Source organism: Bacteroides sp. OM05-10AA, from assembly GCF_003439055.1.
Classification (GTDB): Bacteria; Bacteroidota; Bacteroidia; order Bacteroidales; family Bacteroidaceae; genus Bacteroides; species Bacteroides intestinigallinarum.
Genome location: NZ_QSUR01000003.1, coordinates 152934 through 175771, shown reverse-complemented (window position 1 = coordinate 175771; position 22838 = coordinate 152934). Strand labels below are relative to the sequence as shown.

The 22838-nt window shown below is 41.2% G+C and carries 17 protein-coding genes; 4 read left to right on the top strand and 13 right to left on the bottom strand.

The features are described 5' to 3' along the window. Positions 1–24: 24 nt before the first annotated feature. Positions 25–2382 (bottom strand): HAMP domain-containing sensor histidine kinase, encoded by a 2358-nt coding sequence (locus DXB58_RS03370; RefSeq protein WP_122135907.1) that lies wholly within the window; start codon positions 2380–2382, stop codon positions 25–27. Between the two features lie 189 nt (positions 2383–2571). On the opposite strand from DXB58_RS03370, the gene DXB58_RS03365 reads away from it, so the two are divergent. Further along, positions 2572–3120, top strand: a complete 549-nt coding sequence (locus DXB58_RS03365) for a 3'-5' exonuclease (protein ID WP_122135906.1) — start codon at positions 2572–2574, stop codon at positions 3118–3120. Here the strand turns inward: DXB58_RS03365 and DXB58_RS03360 are convergent. From DXB58_RS03360 to DXB58_RS03330, 7 genes are all read right to left on the bottom strand, one after another. Next, positions 3098–5050, bottom strand: coding sequence for a sensor histidine kinase KdpD (locus DXB58_RS03360; RefSeq protein WP_122135905.1), 1953 nt, complete (start codon positions 5048–5050; stop codon positions 3098–3100). The two genes, DXB58_RS03365 and DXB58_RS03360, sit on opposite strands and share 23 nt — an antisense overlap. Next, a complete protein-coding gene (locus DXB58_RS03355; protein ID WP_122135904.1) occupies positions 5047–6885 on the bottom strand; it encodes a sensor histidine kinase KdpD in 1839 nt (612 codons plus the stop codon). The genes DXB58_RS03360 and DXB58_RS03355 overlap by 4 nt, the downstream gene beginning before the upstream one ends. A gap of 142 nt (positions 6886–7027) precedes the next feature. Beyond that, entirely contained in the window at positions 7028–8197 is a 1170-nt protein-coding gene (uxuA, locus tag DXB58_RS03350) for a mannonate dehydratase (RefSeq protein WP_004304108.1), read from the bottom strand. Positions 8198–8260: 63 nt separating this feature from the next. Then, the gene (locus tag DXB58_RS03345) at positions 8261–9073 is read right to left on the bottom strand and encodes an SDR family oxidoreductase (protein ID WP_004304110.1); all 813 of its coding nucleotides are present in this window, start codon (positions 9071–9073) and stop codon (positions 8261–8263) included. A 21-nt stretch (positions 9074–9094) separates the two neighbouring features. Continuing rightward, positions 9095–10168: a substrate-binding domain-containing protein gene (locus tag DXB58_RS03340; RefSeq protein ID WP_122135903.1), complete on the bottom strand. Its 1074-nt coding sequence runs from the start codon at positions 10166–10168 to the stop codon at positions 9095–9097. 390 nt (positions 10169–10558) lie between these two features. After that, a complete protein-coding gene (locus tag DXB58_RS03335) occupies positions 10559–10846 on the bottom strand; it encodes a YtxH domain-containing protein (RefSeq protein ID WP_004297124.1) in 288 nt (95 codons plus the stop codon). Between the two features lie 44 nt (positions 10847–10890). Beyond that, entirely contained in the window at positions 10891–11136 is a 246-nt protein-coding gene (locus DXB58_RS03330) for a GlsB/YeaQ/YmgE family stress response membrane protein (protein WP_004304114.1), read from the bottom strand. A 207-nt stretch (positions 11137–11343) separates the two neighbouring features. On the opposite strand from DXB58_RS03330, the gene DXB58_RS03325 reads away from it, so the two are divergent. Continuing rightward, positions 11344–12549 (top strand): MFS transporter, encoded by a 1206-nt coding sequence (locus DXB58_RS03325; RefSeq protein ID WP_117937556.1) that lies wholly within the window; start codon positions 11344–11346, stop codon positions 12547–12549. A 92-nt stretch (positions 12550–12641) separates the two neighbouring features. Here DXB58_RS03325 and DXB58_RS03320 read toward each other — a convergent pair whose 3' ends face one another. The 5 genes from DXB58_RS03320 to DXB58_RS03300 form a co-directional block, all read right to left on the bottom strand. Continuing rightward, positions 12642–13439: a hypothetical protein gene (locus tag DXB58_RS03320; RefSeq protein WP_147338715.1), complete on the bottom strand. Its 798-nt coding sequence runs from the start codon at positions 13437–13439 to the stop codon at positions 12642–12644. Positions 13440–13544: 105 nt separating this feature from the next. Continuing rightward, positions 13545–13871: a type II toxin-antitoxin system RelE/ParE family toxin gene (locus tag DXB58_RS03315; RefSeq protein ID WP_117937560.1), complete on the bottom strand. Its 327-nt coding sequence runs from the start codon at positions 13869–13871 to the stop codon at positions 13545–13547. Continuing rightward, positions 13862–14119, bottom strand: coding sequence for a hypothetical protein (locus DXB58_RS03310; RefSeq protein ID WP_122135901.1), 258 nt, complete (start codon positions 14117–14119; stop codon positions 13862–13864). The genes DXB58_RS03315 and DXB58_RS03310 overlap by 10 nt, the downstream gene beginning before the upstream one ends. Before the next feature lie 181 nt (positions 14120–14300). After that, positions 14301–15782, bottom strand: a complete 1482-nt coding sequence (locus tag DXB58_RS03305; RefSeq protein ID WP_122135900.1) for a RagB/SusD family nutrient uptake outer membrane protein — start codon at positions 15780–15782, stop codon at positions 14301–14303. A gap of 14 nt (positions 15783–15796) precedes the next feature. Further along, positions 15797–18925: a TonB-dependent receptor gene (locus DXB58_RS03300; protein WP_122135899.1), complete on the bottom strand. Its 3129-nt coding sequence runs from the start codon at positions 18923–18925 to the stop codon at positions 15797–15799. 157 nt (positions 18926–19082) lie between these two features. On the opposite strand from DXB58_RS03300, the gene DXB58_RS03295 reads away from it, so the two are divergent. Then, entirely contained in the window at positions 19083–20192 is a 1110-nt protein-coding gene (locus DXB58_RS03295) for a DUF4421 domain-containing protein (RefSeq protein WP_122135898.1), read from the top strand. 92 nt (positions 20193–20284) lie between these two features. Further along, complete coding sequence (gene bioA, locus DXB58_RS03290) at positions 20285–22699, top strand: adenosylmethionine--8-amino-7-oxononanoate transaminase (protein ID WP_122135897.1); 2415 nt, start codon at positions 20285–20287, stop codon at positions 22697–22699. Positions 22700–22838 lie beyond the last annotated feature (139 nt).

Here is a 22838-nt window from a genome sequence, read left to right as displayed (position 1 = left end):
TTTAGATGCTTTCTGTTTTTTGTATTAAATTGTACTTGCCAAAGATAAGACAACGGAAAAGCAACTGCCTTTTCCCACTTCGGAATCTACTTCTATACGACCCGCCAACCGTTCGATAATCACCTTAGAAATGGAAAGTCCCAAACCACTCCCCTGTTCAAATTCATCCGTTTTATAGAAGCGGTCAAAAATCATCATGAGTTCTTTATCGTCAATTCCTTTGCCAGTATCTTTCACGTAGACACAAACTTCCCGGTGTTCCTTGTCTATTTTACCTCCCAAAGTAATTGTTCCTTCTTTGGTAAACTTGTTTGCATTGTTCAGGAAATTGGAGATGACCTGCGTAAAACGCAAACTGTCAATATTGGCCGGTAAGGAAACAGTTTCGTCCAATTCGAGAAGAAAGTTCAATGAGGGTTGAATCAATGTTTGATAGGTCATATAAATCTCCTTCACTATTTTCGTGATGTCGCACTCCTTTATATCAAAGGATAAGTTGCCCGAATCCAAACGGGATATTTCCAACACATCATTCACCAGTTTTAAAAGCAGTTCATTATTGGTATTGATGATTTCGAGCATGGTTGCCTTTTCTTCCGGCTCTATTTCATCAGCTCCTTCGGCTATCAGCAGATTGGTGAAGCCTACAATAGCATTGAGCGGCGTACGAATTTCATGGCTCATGTTATTTAGGAACGATTGTTTCAGTTCGGCCTTTTCCGCTATCTGTTTCGCAAGAATCAACTGGTGTTCATGCTCCACCAGTTTCTGAATATTCTGCATGGTACCGGCCAGCATTATCTCTCCCCTGGCATCTTTCAAACTGCTACATCGTAGTTCGTACCATTCATAATCTGCGCCCTCTTTTCCAAAACAGAAACGTATCCGCTGTATTTGCATGCCGGGAGATTGATGCAAGGTTTCGTAGAATGAACTAAGTAACTGTACATCATCAGGATGAGTATATTGTATCATATCCTCTTTGGTGAACCTCCGTTGTTCCAGTCCGACCAACTGTGTATAATTGTCGTCAAACTCCAGAATACCTTCCTGAATATTCCAAAGAGAGATTTTTCCTCCATCCACAGAAAGGCTCAATCGCTTGTGAACCTCTTGCAGCATTTGAAGATTCCTGCGTTCTATCAATGAACGTCGATGGGTACGTAACAAGCTGATGGTTACGAGGATAAAAGAAATAACAAAGAGTCCGCCCAGTATATAAAGCTCTTTCCGGTAGCGGTCATAAAATGGATAGTTGATAATACTGACATCTTTCGGAACGTTGCTGATGTCACCTGCAAATTCGGAAAAATAGATCCAATCCAGTACATACTCTTTTTCCAAATCCCTTATTTTAGGCATTCCTACCTTTTCTTTCTTCAAAAGGCGTGTAGCAAGATCAGCGATAGCCTTTGCCGAGATACTTTCTGTTGCCATATAACCGCCTACAATCTTGGCGTTTTCGCCAAATCCCTCACAGATACAACTAAAAGAAGGAATATTCAAGGCAGTTACTATCGGAATAGCCATCATATCTAATTTATCCAACAAGAATGCTTGATTTTTCTGTTCTCTTTTTGATTGTTCCAGCATGACCAGCAGGGAAGCTCCCCTTATATAGCGGAAAGGACAGAGACTGATGGTTAAACCACTCCTTTTCACACGATCATTGACCAAACCGGGCGTCAGATTGAAGTATTCAATCATTTCCGTTAAGTGCTCATAATCGGACTCTTGCACAAATGCTTTCTGATAGCCCAGCACTCTTACACTTTGCCTGTCAACGACTTTGGAAAGTTTATCGAACGATTGATGTCCGAGGTAAGTAAGATCTATATTGTAAATGATCTCCATATTATGGGGATACAATGTTTTTATAAAGTCAATGTTACGTTTCAGGTCGGGGCTGTCACGCAATACATACACTTTCTGCAAATCGTATTCTTCTATCAGTTCTTCGTTGGGAAAACGCACATTGCAAGCTAACACGGGAATGGAAGACAACAGACGGTGGCGAGTAGATAGAAAGGAATAGGTTGCCTGGTCGCCAATGGTCAGAATAAGGTCAGTGGATTTACTTTCAAGCAATTCAAGATACCTCCGCGCATACTCTATTTCTTCTTTCTCATTCAGTTTAGTGCAATCGATATAGAATTTATCAAATATGGCTTCTATTCCTTGCCGATGGAATTCTTCATACAACAGTTTTTCCAGTTTTTTATTGCCGATATCATTTTTAGTCATGGAATAGATAAGAGAAATACGTTTGGGCGTCAGTTTGTTAGTGACAAGCCAATGTTTGTAATTTAGTCCGCCTATAAAAACAAACAAAGAAAGAATGAATATTAAAACGTATTTAGACTTAAAGTATGTTTTGTCCATGCCTTTGGTTTATATCGAACAAAAATAGTGTAAATTCTTTAAAAGAAGAGTTTTTTATTGGAAATGTTTCCCAAAAGTCCGTTTTAATTCAATTTTTAGTAAAAGCTTTCTATTTGCCAATCCTGTTACTATATTTTCTCCAACCTCATTTTTTATGCTATATTTGTATCCGAAAAAATAATAGAAACGATGATAAACTTTGCAGCTATCGATTTTGAAACAGCCAACGGCAAACGTACCAGCGTATGCAGTGTTGGTGTTGTCATCGTAAGGGAAGGAAAAATAACGAATAAAATCTATCGTCTGATCCGCCCCCGCCCCAATTATTATATGCAATGGACCACAGCTGTTCATGGCTTAACTTACGACGACACGATGGAAGCCGATGAATTTCCGGAAGTATGGGCGGAAATCAAACCATTGATAGACGGTCTGCCACTTGTAGCGCACAACAGTCCTTTTGATGAAGGGTGTCTTCGGGCAGTTCACGAACTATGGGAAATGACTTACCCTAATTACAAGTTTCACTGCACATGCCGCGCGTCGAGAAAGGTATTTGGAAAAGAGTTACCCAATCATCAATTACATACGGTAGCTGCCCGGTGTGGATATGACTTAACGAACCATCATCACGCACTTGCTGATGCGGAAGCCTGTGCACAGATAGCCATGCATATTATTCCCGAACCGGATAATACCCTATCGGCATCCATGCTTAGCTTTGGTCAAACGAAGTAAGACGCCCTCTAACTGTAAAATAGATATAAGGAGTCTGCGCCTCTGTTTTGCTTTCATATACTCCTTCGAAATGATTAATAATCATGCGATTTATCTCATTGCAAATAATCATATCCTGCGACAGCCCCTGACTAGCCAGTAATGTGCCATATACTTTAATCATCAATTCTGTTTCCTCTTCGTTTACCTCTATAGAAACTTGTAGTTCTTTCCCCGGAATAGCAACAGCAAACAAATTATTGAAAACATTCAGCAATCGCGGACCATCAATGTGCGACCAAAACAAAACTGACTGCGGACACACTACATTTATTTTCCTTCCAGACTCAATTGAATTTCCTGCTACGGCATCCTGAATCAGAGAAAACACTTCGACATCACTCAATACAAAACGCATCATACCTGCTTCTAAACGTGAGAGGTCCAGAATGTTATTAATCAACTGCATCAAATCCGCCGAGGTTTTATTGATAACTTCGGAGATCTCGACACGCTGTTTATCCTCAATCTGCTGCTCTGAAGCTAAAAGTAAAGAACTCTCAACCACCATATCCAAAGGTTGGCTGATAGAAGTGCTGATATTGGACAAAAAACGTTCTTTTGCAGAGTTGGCAAGTTCAACTTCGTAGGCCATTTTACGCATTTCAGCTTCATCCCGTTCTAATTTTCTACGAGCACGATAAGTATAAATTATAAAAACGGTAATTGTGATAATAGAGACAACTAAAAAAGATATGATAATGATCTGTAGATAACGATAGTTGCGATCTTTTTCCTGTTGCAACACATAAACGTCATGTATACTCTTTACTTGCTCCGTTTGTGTATTCAAAAGTTCTATTTGCAAAGAATCACGTCTTTTCTTTGCCACTTTTAATAAATCAAGCGCTTCCGCATCACGCCCCATCAAATGCAAGATTTCCCCACGTTCTTCAAATGCCGCATTATAACTCAAAGGCGATACCGGACGGAATAGCATCATCAACGTATCAACCTGCGGCAAGGCTTTCTCATACTGTCCGGATTTTCGCAAATAATCACTGCTCACCCGTGCATGATACTCCTGATATAATCCTGCTTCCGGTAACGTACGATAAGTACTATCAGCCAAATGATAGTAATATTTCGCCATATCCATGTCTCCCACCTTTGTATAATACGCCACATAGTGGATATACATCATAAGGATGCAACTTTGCAACGAGAAATTCACTTTTGAATGACGTATACTCTCATTTATACAGTCTTCTTCGAGCTTGACATACTTAAGCCATTTAGGATAATCTTTTATCTTTTGAATGACCTCTGTCACCGAATGGATTATTTCAAGTGTTAATGCAGGATTATCAATTTTGCAAGAAAGGACATACGCTTTTTCGTATGCAGCCAATGCTTCTTCATCCCGGTATGTGACAATATATGCATTTCCCAAAGACTGAAGAGCAACAACCATTCCTATCATGCTACCAGCCTTTTCTGCTTCTTGCAATAACAATTTAGATTCACTTTCTTCTTTCTCATAGTCACCACTCAACTGAAAGAAATCGATCACACACCTTTTACCCTGAAACTGTAAATCGTAAAAGTTATTTTTCCTCGTTAAAGGTTCAAGAAGGGAGAACCAATAATGCAATGCCAGGGTATCCAGAGAGTTATATGCCATAAATATCCGATTCAGATAAGCCTGACATTTAAAAAAATCGTTTTTTTGTTTATCCGCCTCCTTCATCAACTGGTCGAGATAATAAATCCGAACCAATGGCTGATACTTTGTAGCCACCGACAACTCATACAAAATAGTAAGGCGGGTAGTATCTTGGGGGGATTTTACTAATTCACGCAATAACTCTTTCTTCCTCGTTTCCTGTGCCCTGACACCTAAAGAAAGCAATAAAAACACGCCAACTAATATATAGAATAAATGCTTCATAAAGTCTGGTTATTAGATAGTGATAATGGATGAGTGAAAATAAATCTTGCTCCTACCGTATATGTAGAATCAATCCATATTTTTCCACCAAAATGTTCGACAATCAACTGACAGATAGATAATCCCAGACCGGCACCTTGCACTCCTTCATGCAATTTTTCAAAACGCCCGAATATATGAGGCTGTTTTTCCAGTGGTATGCCACAACCTGTATCTTCAACTGCAAAAACAGCTTCTTGCCTTTCTGTATCCACATCCAGTCTTAATATAATATTGCCTTGTTTGGTAAACTTGGTAGCATTAATCAATAAATTAATCAGTACTTGTTGCAAACGCCCACTGTCCGTATATAATGACAACTCATCCACAGAAGAGGAAAACTGGATAGCAGCAGATGTCTGCTTGACTTTATCTACCGTATCAACAACCATACGGCAAATGTTTACAACATTATAAGTATTGCAAGTGTATCTTATTTCGTTAATATTCAACTCCGACATATCCATCACATCCTTAATCAACTTCAGCAAAAGATCTGCATTCTGCTGAATGCTTTCACCACACTGCTGTTTCGTTTCTGCATCTATCTCTCCACAGTTCACCAGAATCCCCGAAAAGCCAACAATAGCATTCAAAGGAGTTCGCAACTCATGGCTCATATTAGAAAGAAACATGCTCTTTGATTGAATGGAGCGAGTGGTTTCTTCACGCACGACTTGTAACTTATTACGGGAAACGACCAACATCTTATTCTTCCGCCAAACCATATAAAAGATAGCAATACCACCCAACAGAATGATGGTGCAACAGATGATAGTCCATTTATATAATGAACTGTATACCGATTCATTTTCACTTTTTAGCTGATCGACCAAATAAGTGGTATGAAGATGTTCAATCTGACGTGTATAGCGTTGCATATCCAAGGAGTCTGTCAATTTCCTGACTTCGGTATACATATTACAAGCCTCGGTTATATCGTTCATTTTCTCAAGGAACATGGCTTTATCAATCATTACATTCCGATATTCATTTAAATTACCGCTCTTCCTTATCTCAACCAAATTAGAATCAACAAAAGCCAACGCGCTTTTATAATCCTGCTCCAGCTCATTATATTTAAACTTCACCCAATAATACCAACGCTTATAGAATGGATTGGTATCTTTTATCAAATCTAAACGATCCAAAAGAGCCAAAGCCTTTATCTTATCCTTCACCTCAATCTGATAGAGGGTCTCATAACATAGTGCATAATAATCATAGTACTCATTTGCCACAATCGAAGTATGCTGCAATTTTGAAAGCTTGTCTAAGTAAATATGCATAACGGCCGGTTCCCCCAACAGGTAAGAGACATGAACTATCTGTAAATATAGCCGCACAAGGACCGGGTCCGATTCATAAAGCTTCAGCCGCTTCTCTGCCTCAACAAACGCATCAAAAGCCTGTTTCAGCTGATCCAAACTCATATACGTGCTACCTATTGCCTGAAGTGATAATGCTATTCCTATAGTTGAATTCATTTTCTGCGCATGCTCGTACATAAGTTCCGCTTCATTAGTGGCAACTCCTATATCCCCTTTCAGACAGTAAGAATTTACCTTGATCTGGCCTATTCTGAAATAGTTCTCAAAATCTCCTGCTTTGGAAGCTTCTGACTCAAGTCGAGTGGATAAACGGATTATACTGTCTTCCGGAATTATGCTACTTAAGATAAAATTCTTACCGGATAATTGATAAAGAAGCTCTAACTCTGATGGGTATTTCATAGCATAAGCAGTCATGCTTCCTGAAATGAATAATAATAGAGTTAGTATTAAGTGTTTTATCATCTGTTTCTTTTGTTAGTGTGGTACAAGGGACAAATATAACTAAAAAAGAAACATGTGCAATTTACATAAATAGAAAAATAACCCTCATCCAGCATAATAAGTTGCTGTGATGAGGGTTACTCAAATATAAAAAGTATTCTGCTTACAGAATAGATTTTGCAATACCCATTTCCAAGCCGCGAAGTTCTGCCAATCCGCGAAGACGGCCCAGGCAAGAATATCCCGGATTCGTTTTCTTTTTCAAGTCATCAATCATTTGATGTCCGTGGTCGGGACGCATAGCGATAGAGCATTTACGACGCTGTTGTAGAAGAATAAGGCTCTTCATTACGTTATACATGTCTACATTTCCTTCCAAGTGATTAGCTTCGTAGAAGTTTCCTTCCTCGTCACGTTGTGTACTGCGCAAGTGTACGAAGTTCACACGGTCGCCAAAACGTTCCATCATACCTGCAAGGTCATTATCGGCACGCACACCGAAAGAGCCTGTACACAAGCAGAGGCCATTAGATTCGTTAGGTACGGCTTCAATCAATTTCTTGAAATCCTCTTCCGTACTCAAAATACGAGGCAAACCTAAGATGGTGTAAGGAGGATCATCCGGATGAATTACCAGTTTCACTCCTACTTCATCGGCAACAGGAGCAATTTCTTTTAAGAAGAAAATCAGGTTGGAACGAAGCTTCTCTGCATCAATATCGTCATAACGATCTAATGCTTGCTGAAATTGTTCTACCGTGAAACTTTCTTCCGAACCCGGAAGTCCGGCAATCATATTACGAACCAACAATTTCTTGTCGTCTTCGCTCATCTGTTCAAAACGAGCTTTCGCTTTAGCTATTTCTTCCGGAGTATAGTCTTTTTCAGCATTCGGACGTTTCAAGATGAAAAGATCGAAAGCTACAAAAGCTGCTTTTTCAAAGCGGAGTGCTTTAGAGCCGTCCGGCATTGTATAGGCAAGATCTGTGCGGGTCCAGTCCAATACAGGCATGAAGTTATAAGTAACTACCATCACGCCACACTTCGCCAGATTACGGATACTTTCCTTATAGTTTTCGATGTATTTCATAAAGTCGCCCGTCTGTGTTTTGATATGCTCGTGTACAGGTACACTTTCTACCACAGACCATGTCAGACCCACTTCTTCAATCATTTGCTTACGCTTCATGATCTCTTCTACTGTCCACACTTCACCATTTGGAATGTGATGAAGAGCATTTACTATACCAGTGGCGCCTGCCTGCTTAATATCCCACAAGCTAACCGGGTCATTAGGACCATACCAGCGCCAAGTTTGTTCACATAAATACATATTATTCTTTCCTGATTACAAGTTACTAATTATGATTAAAAACAGAATGATACCATCCCAATATTAGATAGAGAATGCATCAAATCCACCGTCGATAACAGCTACTGTACCTGTTACGAAGTTAGAAGCATCGCTAATCAAATAATGGATTGTTCCATAAAGGTCTTCCGGTTCACCGAAACGGTTGAATGGAGTATGAGCGAGAATGGTCTTTGAACGGTCAGTCAGAGAACCATCCGGATTAGTCAATAACGCACGATTCTGATCGGTCAGGAAGAATCCCGGAGCAATGGCATTTACACGCAGACCGTTACCGAATTTCAAAGCCAGTTCGCCAGCCATATATTTAGTAAAGTTGGCAATAGCTGCTTTTGCCGCACCATAACCTACCACACGGGTCAATGGACGAAGAGCCGATTCAGAGCAGAAGTTTACAATAGAACCTTTCTTCTGTTCTACCATAATTTCAGCAAATACCATTGTAGGCAATACTGTACCGAAAAGGTTCAGATCCACCACTTTCTTGAATGCATCAATCTGCAAATCGAAGAAAGTCTTATCCGGAGCGATAGTTGCACCTGCCATGTTACCTCCGGCAGCGTTCAACAATACATCAATACGGCCATAAGCCTTCATGATTTCTACTTTGTTACCTTCCAGCACTTCCTTATCCATTACATCCGTGTAAAGGAACATAGCTTCATTTCCTTCGGCTTTGATACTATCTACCAATGCTTTTCCTGCTTCTTCACTTCTGTCGAGCACAACTACTTTTGCACCTTCCTTTGCGAGATACGCAGCAATACCTTTACCTAAAATACCAGCTCCACCGGTGATAACAACTACTTTGCCTTTTACGTTAAATAATTCATTCATGGTTCTTACAAATTTATATGTTTATAATTTATTGTTCAGATAATATTTCAGATTCTCTTTGAGAAGAATATCGATAGGCATCAAATTAACCTTTTCACTGCTCTGTTTGAACAACAGATGATTACACAATGATTTAATACCATCATATCCCTGACGCTCCGGACGCTGCGCAATCAATGCGGTTATGACACCTTCGGAAAGCAACTGTGTATTTCTCCCGATAAGGTCATAACCAACCAGTTTAACAGACTGCATTCCTCTCGCTTTCAGGTAATTCCCTAAAATATAACAAGTTGAATTGAAGATAACAGCCCCATTTATATTTGGATTAGCTTCAAATATTTCATCCAGTTTCATGAAGTTATACACTGAATCATTTATTTTCAGCTCCACTTCATGCAGATTTCCATTGAATCCTGTTTGCGTAAGATAATGGCAGAAACCTTCCCGCCTGTTCTTTCCCTGATTAGAGTCATTCTTCCCACTATGAATAATTCGCGCCATCAATATATCGGAAGACGAAGAAAGCCGGTCCATCAACAATCTGGCAGCAATCACTCCGGCATCATAAGACTCCGTTCCGAAATAAGCCAGTTGATGTTGCCCTCCAATGTTGGAGTCAACATACACATAAGGTATTTCATTCCTGTCAAGTTCCTGCGAAAGCCGGATAACAGAATCCGTAAACAAAGTCGCAATCAATACACCATCCACTTTCTCATTCAGCAGATTACGGATGATATCATCAAAAGTCTTGTTATTATATTGATCGAAAAAGAGTTTGGTAATGGTGATGTTATACGATTCCATTTCCGACGCTGCTTTATCTATGCCTTCCGAAATAGCTTCCCAATACTCTCCCTGAACAAAAGAAGGAGTAATCGCAAGAAGATGATATTGCTTTTTGGAGGCCGCCAATGAACGTGCCATCAGATTGGGCTGGTAATGTACCATCTCCAGAATCGCCTGTACCTTTTTCCTGTTTTCTTCAGATACCCTGCCACGATTATGGATTACACGATCTACTGTGCCAACAGAGACACCTGCCATCTTGGCAATGTCTACAATCCGAATATTTGAAAACTCTTTATCCATCTATTGATAAGTATCTTGTTTTTCATTGGCAAAAGTAAAATGAATTATTGAATTAAGCAATAATGTGTGCGCACACACATAACACACTATAAAGAACATACCACTAATAATCAGCAAGTTAACCACAACAGTAAAGAAGTATACATGTTGTTAAACATAAGAAAAAGTAAAGATAGTATAGATAAAAAAGCACTTATCAGATGAGAAACCAGAGGGAAAATAGCTTTTGATTCTTGAAGGAAGTGAAAATAATGGGGAAGATACACCAATATGTGTTCGTGCACACATCATTCAGATAGTGACTGATAAGGCTAGAAATAAAAGATTAAACACATATAAAATAAAACAGGTAACCGATTCTATTTAAATCGATTACCCGTTTTGGAGTTCTTATTTCCCCCACTTATCTTTTGCTTTTCCGGCCACTTTATCGGCTTCATCTGCTACTTTATCAGCAATTTCCGCACCGGCTTCTACTGCTTTAAGTCCAAGATCCACTGCTTTTCTTTCAGCATGAGCAGCAGCTATTTCAGCATCACGACCTATGCGATGGATAGCATTATAAATTTCACTTTCTAATTGTTTTGCTTTTGCTGTACGTGAAAGACGATAAGCTACTGCGCCAAGGATTGACCCAATTCCGAGTCCAATCCAGAAATTTCCATGTCTACATTCCATAATCAAGTTCTGTTTTTAGGATTAAAAATAAATTATATAAATATCTATTTAGATTTCGAGAATAAGGAAGCAATCCACAATACAAGGATAGCTCCTACGGTGGAAGTTATCAAACTTCCGATCAGTCCTGAAGCTGCCAGTCCGAAAAGGGCAAACACCCAACCGCCCAGTACACCTCCAAGAATACCAAGTAATAAATTTATAACAAGACCAAAACCTCCGCCGCGCATTATTTTACCTGCGAGGAATCCAGCCACAATACCAATAATGATATACCATATAAAGCCCATATAATCCTCCTTTTTTATTTAACAACAGTAGGTATGAAGAATAGTTCAGTCACTCAAAACTGAATTAACGACAATTTACAATCCTTAGTCTTAGAGCTTTATTCCTATCATATTGAATTAATCACAGCAAATATATATTGAGAAACGGGAAGTTTCCGTACCTTTGCAGCCGATTTTTCAGGAACACTTCAATAGTAAATAGGTATTATGGTACAGAATCAGGAACAACCCGTAGGAAAAATTACATTTTCCATTTTGATTGCATTGAGTCTTTCGCATTGCCTCAACGATCTTTTACAGTCGGTGCTATCAGCATCTTATCCTTTATTTAAAGATGATTTAGGACTTAGTTTCGCGCAAATCGGACTTATCACACTAGTTTATCAACTTTCCGCTTCAGTTTTTCAACCGATTACCGGAATTTTCTTTGATAAGCATCCCGTCGCATGGTCATTGCCTATCGGAATGAGCTTTACACTGATTGGTTTGATAAACTTAGCATTCTCTGATAATCTATACTGGATATTAGCCTCCGTATTCTTAATCGGAATTGGCTCTTCCGTACTGCATCCGGAAGCCTCCCGTATCACGTTCCTTGCCTCCGGTGGAAAACGTGGACTGGCACAATCACTCTTTCAGGTAGGTGGTAACTTCGGAGGTTCATTAGGCCCTTTGCTGGTTGCTCTGTTGGTGGCTCCTTATGGCAGGCAACATCTCATCGTATTTGCATTTGTGGCTTTAGCTGCTATCGGAGTGATGTACCCAATTTGCAAATGGTATAAATCATATCTAAACCGGATGAAAGCACAGACTGTCAGTGTCAGAAAACCAGTTCATCTTCCTTTGCCTATGGATAAGACAGCCCTTTCAATCGCGATATTGCTGATTCTGATTTTCTCCAAATATATTTATATGGCAAGTCTCACCAGTTATTATACTTTCTACCTGATTCATAAATTCAATGTAAGTGTACAAGATTCGCAGCTATATTTATTTATTTTCCTGGTAGCTACTGCTATCGGAACATTAATTGGCGGACCTGTCGGTGACCGTATCGGTCGGAAATATGTGATTTGGGCTTCTATTTTAGGAGCGGCCCCATTTAGCTTACTAATGCCACATGCCAATCTGCTGTGGACTATTATACTTAGCTTCTGTGTGGGATTGATGCTTTCTTCCGCTTTTCCTGCCATATTGCTTTATGCACAGGAGCTGCTTCCTACCAAACTTGGATTGATATCCGGTTTGTTCTTTGGATTTGCTTTCGGAGTGGCCGGTGTAGCATCTGCCGTACTTGGCAATTTAGCGGATAAAACGAGCATTGAATATGTATATAATATCTGTGCTTATATGCCACTACTGGGATTAGTCACGTTCTTCTTGCCTAATTTGAAGAAGAAAAAGATTGGATAGAAATCTATATAAATAAAACCGCCCTGCTATAATGATTCTAGTGGGGCGATTTATATTATTTATAATCTGAACTCGTCTTCACATTTTTAGCTTCAATATCTACTTAATTGCCCTTCATAGATACGTTTCACAGAAGTGACATTGGGATATGTTTTATTATATATTTTCGTTACATCTTCTACTAACCAACAATACAGTGGGCCAAGAGCGCGAGTAGCATCATCTTCTGATGGAGTTTTTTCCGGAGAGGTGAAATAAAGCACATGGTCTATATCATTATAATTCACATAAATAAAAGAAGTAAATGTCTTTTCATCCGTTTGCCTTATCTCTCTGGTAAAAGAAGCAGTAATAACGTTAGATATATCATCCTTTGAAGGAATTACAGTAAGCGTACCACTATCTTTTGTATCATAAATAAATTTAATTCCGCCAGTTACATGCATATCCGAGCTTGCGATAACTTGATTTTCTAAATCTACTTTCTCATCACCCTCAAGTCCTTCGACTTTTACACTTACTTTCTTTGTAGTAAACGATTTCGTACCTTTGATTATCTTTATATCAATTTTAGCAGTCAGTCCATTCGCATCTTTCACTACAAGAAATGTTGTTCCCAATTGAACGGGAGCTATCATCACATAACCATATTCTTCCTGAATCTTAGCTTTTGCTATCTCTTCATCACCAGTTTCTACAGTATAAGGAGCTACCCCACCTGTCATTCCTACAGCAGCACCATCAGTTATCTCCATTACTATATCACTAATAGGTTGATCTGGGAAATAAATATCATCTATTTCATAAAGAAAGAAACGTTCATCATCGTTATCACAGGATACTAATCCTAAGCCAATGAACAACAATAAAAATAAAAGTCTAGTTTTCATACTTTAATTTGTTAATTTGTGAGTGTGAGTAATAATTATCCTACAAAAATACTAATATTCACCATACGGTATTCCAATAAGTCACTATATTATTTATTCTAATTATTAACGAAGTCTTCCTTTAGCCTCATGTTCTAAAGTTTTGGGATTACGACGAGTGTCCCAAAGGGCGATAATAAAAACACGATCATTCATAACTGCATACACAAGTTTGCATAGTCTATCAACAGGAATAGAGTGTAATTCCATCTCTTCAAAATCCTCCAGCAAAGGCTCTACTTTTCCAAGAAATGGAAACTCACATAAATTCCGAGTAACATGTACAACTTGTTGTCTGAAAAGGCGAGCCTCTTTCATCGAAAACTGGGTTTCAATATAACAAAGGATGACCTCTAAGTCATCCAATGCCTCGTAATCCCATACTATTTCCATCGTTCCGTACGCTTCAACATCTCATCCTGCGAAGCATATTCTCCTTGTTTATAGCGTACTAAAGCACTTTCTGCACGTTTCTTTATACATTCTATTTCATCTTTGCAGGGAGATTCCGCTTCCTGCTCTTTACGCGCAACACGCGATTTGCGACGCAAAGCTTTTAAGGCTTTTAAAGCTTCAGCCGTCAGATCATCATCAGCAATAATAGCAGCCACCTCTTTAAGAAGTGAAGCCCTAAGTTCCATTGTAGACATATTAATTATCTCCTTTCTTTATAATACAAAGTTACAATAAAACAGTTACATAACCTACGAAACTCTATTCTATTAACATACTTAACAGAAGAAAGAAAACGACCGGTATGCATCGTCACGACGTATACCGGTCTACAAGTTAAGGTCAAAGTCAAAAAATTAAGAGAGCTATTTATATGTTAGGGTTAGCGTTTATTTCTTTCTGGGGAATAGCATACAAATAATAGGTGCTATTTACTGTAAACGGTTTACCGTTCGGGAAGTTAAGGAACCAATGTCCCAGAGGATTTCGTTTTTCAAAGCTACCACCCTCCTGCCAACAATCGACTTCTGTCTTCTGCATTTCATCAGATAAAGCAGTACGTACTACGGAACCCTGTGTACGAAGTACATCTGTAATACCGAATCCCTCTCCCCAAAGTTCGCGGCGACGTTCCATCAGAATCTCATTAAGAACATCTTCCTGCGATTTCCCTGTCACGTCATAATCTCCCACTCCACGGGCATTGCGCAACGTATTCAATGGAATGACAGCCTGATTCAAAGCTACTCCATCACGAACTTTCGCCTCCGCTTCTATCAAATACATTTCAGAAGCACGCATCAAGACCAGATCAGCTGTATCATCTGCACGCATGTGGAATTTCTTATATCCCAGATACCCTTCACGCATCCACTGAAACAAAGGCAGACGAATGTCACCCTCAATAAAGGTATCTTTTAGATGAGGATCGGCCATAAAGCTACTATAAGCTCCGACGTATGTTGCATCCAGATAATAGAAGTTGTAGCTGGCATCCGATTGAGAAGGTATTTGAGGAAATCCCCATATCCATTCTTTATTGGAAATATTATTGAAGCCTTCGTATTCGGCTGTCGTTGTCATCAACGCATATCCTGTACGTGCGGCTTCAGCTGCTTTCGCTGCTTCTTCCCACTGCCCTGTCAACAGATAAGCACGAGCCAAGAGGCCATCCACCACGGCAACATTCGGTTTGAATTTCTGGTTATCACCACTCCTGACATAGTTCTTCAAATAATCCTGTGCCAGGTTTAGATCATCAAAAATACGCTGATAAACCTGTGCCACCGTTGATTTTCCTTTCGGAACTGTCGAACTATTACTCGGTTCGGTATATATAGGAACACATGGAGCATCTTTATCTTTCAGATAAGTGAATTGATAATGCTGCACCAAGTGTAAATAACAGAAAGCACGCAGCGCCAATGCCTGTCCCTGCGCCTGCCGGAGTTCCTCCGAATCTCCCTGAATGGAAATGGCAGTATTACAGTTATCGATCGTTTTATATATCAGATACCAAGCAAATTCTGTTCTATTGTTCGAAGGCAACGCTATATCGTTAAACTGATACGAAGAGTTGAAACCGTATTTCGGACGGGAAACAACATCACTTGCCATCATGTCATCCAGACACTGAAGTGCCCGATAACCGATATTGGCATAGGTACTTGAATAATCAAACAGATTATACCAGGCACCATTCACAAGTGCCGCTGCATTTTCGGGCACAGGTACTTTTTCCGAACTTACCGCATCCGTTGGGTCCGTATCCAAAAAACTGCTGCTACAACTCGTTACCAGGAAAAGTCCGGCAACTGCGGCAAGAATGGATTTAATTTTTATTTTTCTCATAATTTAGTCTGAATTTAGAAAGAAACGTTGATACCTCCGGAGATCGTTCGCATAGCCGGATAACGATAATAAGTGATACCGGTAATTCCCTGTTCAGGGTCTAGTCCCTGATTCCGGTGAATGGTAAACAGATTATCTCCTTGTACATATACCTGCACACTGCTCAATGATAACTTACTAATCCATTGTTTGGGTAAGTTATAGGAAAGAGTCAGGTTTTTCAATCGCATATACGAATTATTCTGCAAGAAACGGGTAGAAGCCGAGTTCCAGTTATTAGTGGTAGTACTCAAAGCGGGAACATCTGTATTACGATTGTCGGGAGTCCATCTTTTTAGAATCTCCGTCGACCAGTCGCGTCCTTCCAGACTTCCATTATGCAGAATCATTGTAATATCACGATTGTAGATATATCCACCGATACTATAAGCAAAGATGGCAGAAAGATCAAATCCTTTCCAGGAAAGAGAGGTATTGAATCCACCATACACTTTCGGGAGAGAAGATTTATTGACGTAATAATAGTCAGCCGAACCGTAATCGTTTGTTGTGACACGTTTTCCGGTCGGATTGTGATTTTCATCTTCTTCATCCATATACCACAACGGATCTCCGTTTTCCGGATTTACTCCCGCCCACTCTATCATATAGAAATCATAAACAGAACGGCCTACCTGTAACTTGTTCACTCCACTTTGCGGCATATCTTTCAAAGGAAGGTCCGTCACCTTATTCTTATAATGTGTCAGATTCATCCCCAGTTTCCATACCCAACCATTCTGATTGATAATTGTTCCGTTCAACACCATTTCTATACCTGTATTCTTCAAGGCTCCTACATTCTCGTCAATAGAACCATATCCCAGGGAAGGAGCTATCGGACGTGAGTAAAGCAAATCTTTCGAACGACGTGTAAAGAAGTCAAACGAACCGGAAAAACGGTTGTTGAACAGGGAGAAGTCGATACCCACGTTAAAGTTGAGGTTCGTTTCCCATTTCAGATTCGGGGTCGCCATACGATCGGACACTAACGCATTTTCTCCCAGATTGGAAACAATGGTATAAAGCCCTTTACTCGCATAATACGTACCCAAGTTATCGTTTCCCTGTGCACCATAGCTCATTTTCAGAGTTAAGGCAGACAACCAGTCGGAAGTGCTTGCCATAAACTCTTCCCGGTCGATACGCCAGGAAGTACCCAACGACCAGAAATTTCCCCAACGGGTTTCGGGCGCAAAACGTGAAGAACCGTCGCGACGATAAGATGCCGAGAAGAAATATTTATTTTGATAATCATATAACGCTTGAGTCAGATAACCTACCAATGCATAGTCGATACGATATCCCGAACCTCCGGTCAGCTGTGAGCCGACTACCAATTCCGGCATATCAGGCTGCGCCATTTTGGAACGTGATGCTGTCAGTTCATCGTAACGGTAAGAATAGGCTTCCACACCGGCAAGGACATTAAAATGATGTTCACCGATTGTCTTGTCATACGTAGCGATATTGTTCCACGTCCAGGAGAAAGTGCGGGTATTCATTCGGCTGACGCCGCCTCCGTTCTCTTTAGCCGGACCTAACTTCGGATTCGTATAATCCAGCGTATTATAATTAATCAAGTCAAAATTGAAACTTGTCTTGAATTTCAGTCCTTCAATAATCGTAGCTTCCAGAAAAGTACGACCAGAGACTTCATCTTTCATTCGTTCCGATTTATCCAAAGGCAAAGTAGCGGGCAGGTTCCAGTTTGCCATCGAACCGGAAGGACGATAGGAACCAAAGTCATAAATACGATCTCCACTCTCATCCAATTTGTAGCTACCATCCGTATTCATTTCATAAATAGGATAAAATCCCGGCATGGTACGTCCTGCGGTAATCACATTACTGGTTTTGGAATCGGAAGAAACCGGATAATTCTGCATGGAATGTGCGAAACTCAAGTTGACGCCTCCCTTCAACCAGGAAGTCATCTCGCTGGTGATATTGGAACGAAGATTGAAACGCTGGTAACCGGATTCGAGTGCAATACCTTTATCATTCAGGTATCCGGCAGAAAAGAAATACTGATTCGCTTTTCCACCTCCGGAAACACTTAGATTTAACTCTGTGCGAAGTGCCTGTTGCTCCATGGCGTCACTCCAGTCAGAATTCCATAACGGACGGGCACCTGCCACCAGCTTTCCATCTGTACCGACCGGTTGCGCATATTGAGGACCATAGGGGTTCGGGCCACCTCCCATTAATTTCGTTACCAAGTCTTTGGATGCTTGCGTCGCGGCAGTTGCCGGAGTATAATCCGCACTCTTGGCATACTGATTGCGAAGTGCTTCCCAATATAATTCGAAGTATTGGTCGGTACTGACACGATCATAATCGCGTACGGCACGGTTGGAACCTCCTAACGAAGCTTTCACCTTTACTGTTGCTTTGGTATTCTGGTCTCCCTGCTTGGTCGTGATAATAATCACACCGTTTGCACCACGGGAACCATACAAAGCAGCAGAGGCCGCATCTTTCAATACTGTCATCGAAGATATGTCATCCGGATTGATAGAGTTCACACTACCATCGAACGGAACACCGTCCACTACATAAAGCGGAGCGCTGGAAGCGTTGATAGACCCGATACCACGAATACGGATTTCCGCATCCGTACCCGGCTGGCCGCTTGCCGCACTCGCCTGTACTCCGGATACCGTACCCTCCAATACACGTGATATGCTGGAAGTCTGTAACTTTTCAATCTCACCTGCTTTCATCGTCGAAGCTGCTCCGGTAAAACTATACTTTTTAGCGGTAGCATAAGCTACTACCATTACTTCTTCCAGTTCCTTACTTTCCGATTCTAACGTGACATTAATCACATTCCGGTTATTCACCGGTTGTTCTACCGTTCTCATTCCTACAAAACGGAACACTAAAGTGCCGGTCGCAGGAATCTCAATCGAATACTTTCCATCAATATCGGTAATGGTGCCGGAAGATGCTCCTTTCAATTGTACGGAGACACCAGGCAAAGGTTCTCCTTCAGAAGTCACTGTGCCTGTCACGCGTTTCTCCTGCTGTGCTTCCGCATATACTATATTTCCTGCAAAAAGCAGAAGAGACACGACTAATAAACGTAAATAGATTCTCATAATTTTGTGGCTTAAGATTTATTTGCTTGTTGTAACTAACAGTATATTGAACTTTTTTGTTTAGGAAACGAAACATTTTTTAGAAGATTGCTAGTATAAATCAACGAAAGGTAGTACATTCGTGAAACAAAAAATATCTATACCAACAAAGAACCACATGGGGAAACGGGTTATTCTATATCTTTTTCTGTTATTTTCACTGTCCTTACAGGCACAGACTGAAGAGAAAGTCTCTTTAGGCAACGATAGTACAGAAGTAGATTCCACAGCAACCGCCAAGCCAAGTGCTTTTAAAAGAGCGATCAAGAAGTTTATGAACTTCAGTGATTTCGATACGCTCTATATCAGTCCCAACCGTTATAACTATGCGCTGATGGTTACTCATTTCAGCAACTTTGAGTATTATTCTATCACCAGTGAATTGCCGCAGCCACAGAAACTTAGTTTTTCTCCCAACCCGCACAACAAGATAGGACTGTATTTCGGCTGGCGATGGATTTTCCTGGGATGGTCTGTAGACGTAAACGATATTTTCAAAAAAGGCAACCGAAAGAACAGAGGAACAGAATTCGATCTTAGCCTATACAGTTCCAAACTGGGGGTGGATATCTTCTATCGCCGCACCGGTAATGATTACAAAATACATAAAATCAGAGGATTTTCAGACGATATCCCCTCCAACTATTCCGAAGATTTCAGCGGAATAAAGGTAGATATCAAAGGACTGAATCTATATTATATCTTCAATAACCGTAAATTCTCCTACCCTGCCGCATTCAGTCAGTCCACCAATCAACGGCGCAATGCAGGTACATTTATTGCAGGTTTTTCCATTTCAAAGCATCATCTCAACTTCGACTATACAGCACTTCCGGGATTTATCCAGGAGGCGATGAATCCTGCCATGAAAGTCAAGAATATTAAATACACCAATGCCAATATCAGTTTCGGCTACGCCTACAACTGGGTCTTTGCCCGCAACTGTCTGGCATGCCTGTCTCTCACCCCTGCCATTGCCTACAAAGCCTCCGATGTGGACGCAGAAACAAATGAAGCAAAAGCATGGTACGGTAAATTCAATCTGGATTTTCTGGTTCGTGCAGGGATTGTCTACAACACAGGCAAGTATTACGTAGGTACTTCTTTTGTTGGAAAAAACTACAATTATCATCGCAACAATTTCTCTGTCGACAATGGATTCGGTACTCTCCAAATATATGCCGGATTCAACTTCAACACCCGCAAAGAATACAGGAAAAAGAAATAATTCCACAGAAACTAGAAATCATCAACTTGCTTGCTTATCCAAAGAATCTTTGTACATTTGCCACGTTCTAACGAGCAAAAGTAAAAAAATCAATGAAGCAACAACGCCACATACAGACCACACGTACTCTTCTTTCCCGCTTTCGCTACTGGGGAAGAAAGAACTATGCTGCCTTTGCAAGTATGGGACGCGAATTCCAAATCGGTCATCTGCATACCAATGTAGTGGACGTTGCTCTTCGTAAGCAGAATGCTGCACAAACTATCCCTTATCATACATTTATGACACTTCAGGAAATCAAAGACCAAGTGTTGGCGGGTATCGACATATCACCCGACCAAGCTGCTTGGCTAGCCAACATGGCTGACAGCGAGGCGCTTTATGCCGCTGCGCATGAGATTACCGTTGCGCGTGCTTCGCACGAGTTCGACATGTGTTCCATCATCAACGCCAAGTCCGGCCGATGTCCGGAAAACTGCAAATGGTGTGCACAATCCTCCCACTACCAGACTAAAGCCGAGATTTACGATCTCCTTCCCGCTGAAGAATGTCTTCGACAGGCCCAATACAATGAAGCCCAGGACGTCAACCGATTCTCCCTCGTTACCAGCGGACGAAAACCATCTCCCAAACAGATTACCCAACTTTGCGATACAGTCCACTATATGCGTCGACATTCGTCGATTCAACTTTGTGCTTCTCTGGGACTGCTCAATGAAGAAGAATTGCGTTCCCTGCATGAAGCCGGAATCACCCGTTATCACTGTAATCTGGAAACTGCCCCGTCTTATTTTTCCAAACTCTGCTCTACGCATACACAAGAACAGAAACTGGCTACTCTCGATGCAGCCCGTCGTGTAGGCATGGATATCTGTTGCGGAGGTATCATCGGCATGGGAGAAACGATGGAACAACGGATTGAATTTGCTTTCACATTGGCAGAACTGAATGTTCAATCCATACCTATCAACCTGCTTAGTCCGATTCCGGGAACTCCACTGGAAAACGAGCAGCCTCTAAGCGAAGAAGAAATACTTAAAACCATCGCACTCTTTCGTTTTATCAATCCAACCGCTTTTCTGCGTTTTGCCGGAGGACGTTCACAACTTTCTTCCGAAGCGATGCGCAAGGCATTATATATCGGAATTAACTCGGCTATCGTAGGCGACCTATTGACAACACTCGGCTCCAAAGTATCGGAAGACAAAAAGATGATTCAGGAAGAAGGCTATCATTTCGCCGGTTCCCAATTTGATCGCGAGCACATCTGGCATCCGTACACTTCGACTACCGATCCGCTTCCTGTATACAAAGTGAAACGGGCAGACGGCGCTACCATTACCCTCGAAAACGGACGAACGCTCATTGACGGAATGTCTTCCTGGTGGTGTGCAGTGCATGGATATAATCATCCGGTATTGAATCAGGCGGCAAAAGAACAATTAGATAAAATGTCTCATGTCATGTTCGGGGGACTGACGCATGATCCGGCCATTGAATTGGGGAAATTGTTATTGCCTTTGGTTCCTTCCTCCATGCAGAAAATATTCTATGCAGATTCCGGTTCGGTAGCCGTAGAAGTGGCACTGAAAATGGCTGTACAATATTGGTATGCAGCAGGAAAACCGGAAAAGAACAATTTCGTGACTATCCGTTCCGGCTATCACGGTGATACGTGGAATGCCATGTCTGTATGTGATCCGGTGACGGGTATGCACAGTCTTTTCGGTTCGGCATTGCCTGTACGTTATTTTGTCCCGTCCCCCACTTCCCGGTTCGACGGAGAATGGAATCCGGAAGATATACTACCTCTACAAGAGAGGATTGAAAAACATTCAAAAGAGTTGGCGGCACTTATCCTGGAACCGGTGGTACAGGGAGCAGGCGGAATGTGGTTTTATCATCCGCAGTACCTGCGTGAAGCTGAAAAGCTTTGCCGGAAGCACGATGTTCTTCTTATCTTCGACGAAATAGCAACAGGATTCGGACGTACCGGCAAACTTTTTGCGTGGGAACACGCCGGAGTAGAACCGGATATAATGTGCATCGGCAAAGCACTGACCGGAGGATATATGACACTTTCTGCTGTATTGGCCAGTAACCGGATAGCAGATACCATCTCCAACCATGCACCGGGAGCTTTTATGCACGGACCTACATTTATGGGGAATCCACTTGCGTGTGCAGTGGCCTGCGCTTCCGTCCGCCTATTACTCGAATCCGGTTGGCAAGAGAATGTAAAACGAATCGAAACTCAACTAAAAGAAGAATTGGCACCTGCACGGGAATTTCCGGAAGTGGCTGATGTACGAATACTCGGAGCTATCGGAGTCATTGAAATGAAGCGTCCGGTAAATATGGCCTATATGCAACGACGATTTGTGGAAGAAAGAATCTGGGTACGTCCCTTTGGAAAACTGGTATATCTGATGCCGCCTTTCATCATCACTTCGGAACAATTAAGCAAGCTGACTTCCGGGTTACTTAAAGTTATTCAAAAAAGATGACAGACAAGAAGAAAATTACCGGATTTTCACCCAAGAATCTGTTCCTCGGTGAGCAAAAGGGTGTTCCTCGGTGAGGAACGGGCCTTTCCTCACCGAGGAAGGATGCCTTGGTCGGTGAGAAACTTTCGGAATAGTTCTT